At 56.0% G+C, this 4,727-nt stretch carries 4 protein-coding genes, 1 tRNA gene and 1 pseudogene; 2 read left to right on the plus strand and 4 right to left on the minus strand.

Annotated elements, in window-relative coordinates:
• Window positions 1-951: undecaprenyl-phosphate glucose phosphotransferase (locus tag EN914_RS24625; RefSeq protein ID WP_127389323.1), on the plus strand; the 951-nt coding region annotated here is incomplete at its 5' end.
• A complete protein-coding gene (locus EN914_RS24630) occupies window positions 948-2,225 on the plus strand; it encodes an O-antigen ligase (RefSeq protein ID WP_024504671.1) in 1,278 nt (425 codons plus the stop codon). The genes EN914_RS24625 and EN914_RS24630, both read left to right, overlap by 4 nt.
• Window positions 2,226-2,276: 51 nt before the next feature.
• Here the strand turns inward: EN914_RS24630 and EN914_RS24635 are convergent.
• From EN914_RS24635 to EN914_RS24650, 4 genes and pseudogenes are all read right to left on the minus strand, one after another.
• Window positions 2,277-2,353: transfer RNA gene (locus tag EN914_RS24635), tRNA-Pro, on the minus strand.
• A gap of 227 nt (window positions 2,354-2,580) precedes the next feature.
• Window positions 2,581-3,540: a toll/interleukin-1 receptor domain-containing protein gene (locus EN914_RS24640; RefSeq protein ID WP_024504672.1), complete on the minus strand. Its 960-nt coding sequence runs from the start codon at window positions 3,538-3,540 to the stop codon at window positions 2,581-2,583.
• Between the two features lies 1 nt (window position 3,541).
• Window positions 3,542-4,009 (minus strand): hypothetical protein, encoded by a 468-nt coding sequence (locus EN914_RS24645; RefSeq protein WP_032899490.1) that lies wholly within the window; start codon window positions 4,007-4,009, stop codon window positions 3,542-3,544.
• A 486-nt stretch (window positions 4,010-4,495) separates the two neighbouring features.
• Window positions 4,496-4,727 (minus strand): annotated as a pseudogene (locus EN914_RS24650) (YbaK/EbsC family protein); the annotation flags it as partial.

The following is a 4,727-nucleotide window of genomic DNA, read 5'->3' on the forward strand; positions in this document are numbered from 1 at the left end:
ATCCTGATCCGCTCGGTCGAAAAGCAGCCCTACAACGATATCCGCATCTGCGGCATCTTCGACGATCGCGGCGACAAGCGCTCGCCGCCCATCGTCGCCGGCTACCCCAAGCTCGGCACCATTTCGGAACTGATCGAATTCGCCCGGATCGCGCGTATCGACATGCTGATCGTATCGTTGCCGCTGACCGCCGAATCGCGCGTTCTGCAGTTGCTGAAGAAGTTGTGGGTGCTGCCGGTCGACATCCGGCTTTCGGCGCATTCCAACGCGCTGCAGTTTCGCCCGCGTGCCTATTCCTACATCGGCGCGGTGCCGATGCTGGATATCTTCGACAAGCCGATCAACGACTGGGATTCGGTGGCCAAACGCGCCTTCGACATCGTCTTCAGCCTGATCGGCATCGTCGTGTTCTCGCCGGTGATGCTGGCGACCGCCATCGCCATCAAGCTCGACAGCAAGGGTCCGGTGCTGTTCCATCAGAAGCGGCACGGTTTCAACAACGAGATCATCGAGGTCTACAAGTTCCGTTCGATGTATACGGACAAGGCCGACCCGACCGCCAAGCAGACGGTGACCAAGAACGATCCTCGCGTCACCCGCGTCGGCCGCTTCATCCGCAAGACCTCGATCGACGAGCTGCCGCAGTTCTTCAATTCGCTTCTGGGTTCGCTATCGCTGGTCGGCCCGCGTCCGCACGCCATCGCCGCGCAGTCGCATAACCTGCTCTACAACGAGGTCGTCGACGGCTATTTCGCCCGCCACAAGGTCAAGCCCGGCGTCACCGGTTGGGCGCAGATCAATGGCTGGCGCGGCGAGATGGACACCAACGAGAAGATCCGCATGCGCACGGAGTATGATCTCTACTACATCGAGAACTGGTCGCTGCTGTTCGATTTGCGGATCCTGTTCCTGACGCCGCTCCGGCTGCTCAATACGGAAAACGCCTATTGAGTGCGATCAGCCATGATCTGCCGCAGGCCGTGGTCAACGCCAAGCTGGTCGCGCTGATTTCCTCGGGCGCGGTCTTCCTCGGCATTCTGCTGTCCGGCTTCGTCATCAGCGAGCCGGCGCCCTATGAGCTCTACATGGCCGGGCTGATTGCCATCTGGGCGCTTTTCGGCTTGCGGATTTCCCGCGCGGCAACGCCGCTGCTGGTGCTGCTGGTGACGATGAACATCGGCGGCATGATCTCCATGACGCAGATGGCGGACCTCGCCAACACGCCGCTCTATCTCGCCGTGTCGCTGTTTCTCGCCTTCAGCGCGGTGTTCTTCGCATCGATCACCGCCGTACAGCCGAGCCTCTACCGATTGATCTTCATTGCCTATGTGGTTTCGGCCGTGGCCACCTCGCTGCTTGGCATTGCAGGCTACTTCCATGCCTTTCCGGGCGCCGAGATGTTCACCAAATACGACCGTGCCGCCGGCGCCTTCCAGGATCCGAACGTGTTTGGACCGTTCCTGGTGCTGCCCGGCATCTATCTGCTCTATTTGCTCCTGACCGGACCGGTGACGCGCATGCCGCTTTTGGCGGTGCCACTGCTGATCATCACCGCCGGCATCTTCTTCTCCTTTTCGCGCGGTGCCTGGGGCATGTTCGCCGTTTCGGCCGTCCTGCTCACCGGCTGCCTGTTCCTGCAGAGCGCCAGCGGCATGTTCCGGCTGCGCGTGGTGGTGATGACGATTGCAGCACTGGCGCTGCTGGTCGTCGCCATGATCGTCATCCTGCAGCTGCCCGGCGTGTCGGAGATGTTCTCCAACCGTGCCCATCTCGAACAGAGCTACGACACCGCCCGCCTCGGCCGCTTCGCTCGCTACGGCATCGGCTTCCAGATGGCGATGGAGCATCCGTTCGGCATCGGCCCGCTGGTCTTCGGCACGATCTTCGGTGAAGACACCCACGACATCTGGCTGAAGATGCTGATGGACTATGGCTGGCTCGGCTTCGTGTCGTTCCTCGGCCTCGTCTTGTGGACGATAGCAGCCGGCTTCCGCATCCTGCTGCGCGACCGGCCGTGGCAGCCCTATCTCCTGTGCGCCTATGTCGCCTTCATCGGCAATATCGGGCTCGGCACCTTCATCGACATCGACCACTGGCGCCATGTCTACCTGCTGCTCGGCCTGATCTGGGGCGCCATCGCGCTGGAATACCGCCATCAACTGCTGTTGCGGCCTGCCAAGGTTCAAGCCTTAGGTGAAGGCCGACACAATTTGCAATTCTGCTGATCTGGCCGAATTTCCGGCCAAGGGGACTCCGGGGAAAGTCCTGTTTCGAAATGGTCGGAGTGGCCGGATTCGAACCGACGACCCCTTGACCCCCAGTCAAGTGCGCTACCGGGCTGCGCTACACTCCGGACCGCGCAAAGCCCTATATTCTCAAGGGTTGGAGTGCAAGGGGCCAATGGGACAAAAACTACGAAACTGGAGCAAAGGGTGCCCCGATGACGAGAGCGCGCAACTGAGCGGGAACTCCAGATCAATTCAAGGTCGACAAAGAACGTTTCTTCGGACGAATTGGCGAGCAGATGAACATAGCAGCACCAAACTCAACCGGTAATTCGGCCTACGGAATGCTGGTAGCCTATACCGGCTTCGTCTCAACCAAATGCAGAATAGCGTCGGCAACCTCATCAATAAATTGCCCTTCGGAAGCGTTGTCAGTAGGCCATTTCTTATACAGTGTCTCGCCTAGCAGTGGATAATTATCATCCACCGAAAAATTACTGTCAATTACCGGAAGTATTCGTCCCTTTCTGTCGATATTCATCGAAATCGCCGAATTTAACTCCTTGTTGGTCCAGCCTTTTTCGGAGAACTTCTGAGAGAGGAACGGGACGAAGTATCTCGATTTCAAAAGACCATGATTAATTTTTTCAACAATAGATTCTCCCCAGCTGATACTCGTTTCGTCAAAGAAAACTTTAATTCCTACGTGTTCAAGCTTGTCTTTAAGCCTTCTGATTTTTTCCTTGTCTTCGCTTGCGTGAGACAAGAATACATCGAATTCGCGAACTAATTCTGCCATCTTCAACACCCAGGTCGGCTCCGTCAGGCCCGCCACAACAGCGTCTTTGCAGAGCTTGGCCAACACCGTATCGTCCACGCCACGCACCTGCCTTATGAACGCTAAATTGCCAGTAATGTGGCTCCACATTTTCTGTTCATCAGCGCCTTTTTCAAGCCATATCTTTGCAGCCTCGGTCGCGCCAAAGCGCTTAACAGAGTGTATTTTCATTCTCAAGCGAGAGATATCGCGCCGCCACACGTTTGCTTTTCTGTTAACGACCAGGCCAGTGACCTCCTGTCGTTCATAAGGGAAAAGAATCCTGGTTTTTGAGTGGTTGATCTCGAATCCAGCGCGCTTAAAAGAATCAATAATTGATTGCTCTAAATGAACATCTCTCCTGCCAAATCCTGGCTCCCAGCTCTGAACTATATGAGAAGGAACTGACCTCTTACTCGAGGAAAACGTCATATCATCTGCATATCTCGTATATTTAAGCTGCTCTTTAGCCGCGATGGTTACAAGCCTCTTGTCCAAATTATGCGCAATTATATTTGCCAACAATGGCGATGTCGACGCCCCCCTGCGGCAGTCCGTCTTTATAGGTGGTAATACGCGCCAGAATGGTGGCTACTCGTTCATTGAATCCAAAATACGGAGATATAAATAAACCTCGGACCCGTGCGAAGCTAATCGATGGATAGAAGTCTTTTACATCGATATTTAATATCCATTTTTGCTTCTCATGATATCTAGCATTCGTTAGAAACGATTGCCCCTTAACGTATCCCTTCACGAAATTTTTTGGGGTGTAGTGAGCACAAAGGATAGATGCAAAGCGGCTCTGCGCAAGCGCGAGACCCTTACGTGGCGCCGAGATGTTGCGAACACCACCCCGCTTTTTGGGTATATCGAAATCCCGATAATACGTTCCGTCAGCAGCATGCTGAATTACGTAGAAGAACTTCTCCGGATCAAGGCCAAGAGCAAATGCTACGTCTTTCACAGAGTGCGCTATCCGCAGTGAGAAAAGCGGCCCGCCAAAGCTGTCATGTGTCTTGTTTTCTAAGGCTTGGCCCTCGCTCTTTACCTTTCGTCGGATCGCCGCAGGGTCGCCCCCGCCGGCGCAGCAATATGTATTGACATTTCAGCGAGTAGCCGTGGATTCAACGGCTCCAACTAGAGGGCCAAGCCGTGGTGCCAAGTTATTGCCGTGAGCCAGTGTTTGTCAATTGCGGAACCTCGAACTACAAGATAATGTTTACAAGGCGATGGCGCCCCTGATCTCGACATGTTCAAGAAGCAGCCTCTAACAGCAAGACGGCAATCGAGCTGAGCAAACCTGACCCCAGTCAATTGCGCTACCAGGGTGCGCTATACTCCGGACCAATCGCGGTGTGTTGTGACAATCCCGCTTGGGTCAACCGAAGTACGGCTACCATCGCAATGGTGCGATCCTGGGTGTCTGCACGCTCTATAAAGCCGTACCTGCCTACCCTTGGCACACATCAACCCAACCAGCCCCAATCAGCTCGACCATGCGCTGCGGGCTGATCCGCACCGCCGCATTGGTGGCGCCTGCCGCGGGCACGACCTCGTCAAATTCGCGCAGCGATACGTCGCATAGACCGGCAGCGGCGCCGGCAGGCCGAACGGGCAGACGCCGCCGACCGGGTGGCTCGTCGCTTCGACAACTTCCGCCGCGTCGAGCATGCGCGGCTTGC

The organism is Mesorhizobium sp. M7A.F.Ca.CA.001.08.2.1, from assembly GCF_003998455.1.
Lineage (GTDB): Bacteria > Pseudomonadota > Alphaproteobacteria > Rhizobiales > Rhizobiaceae > Mesorhizobium > Mesorhizobium ciceri.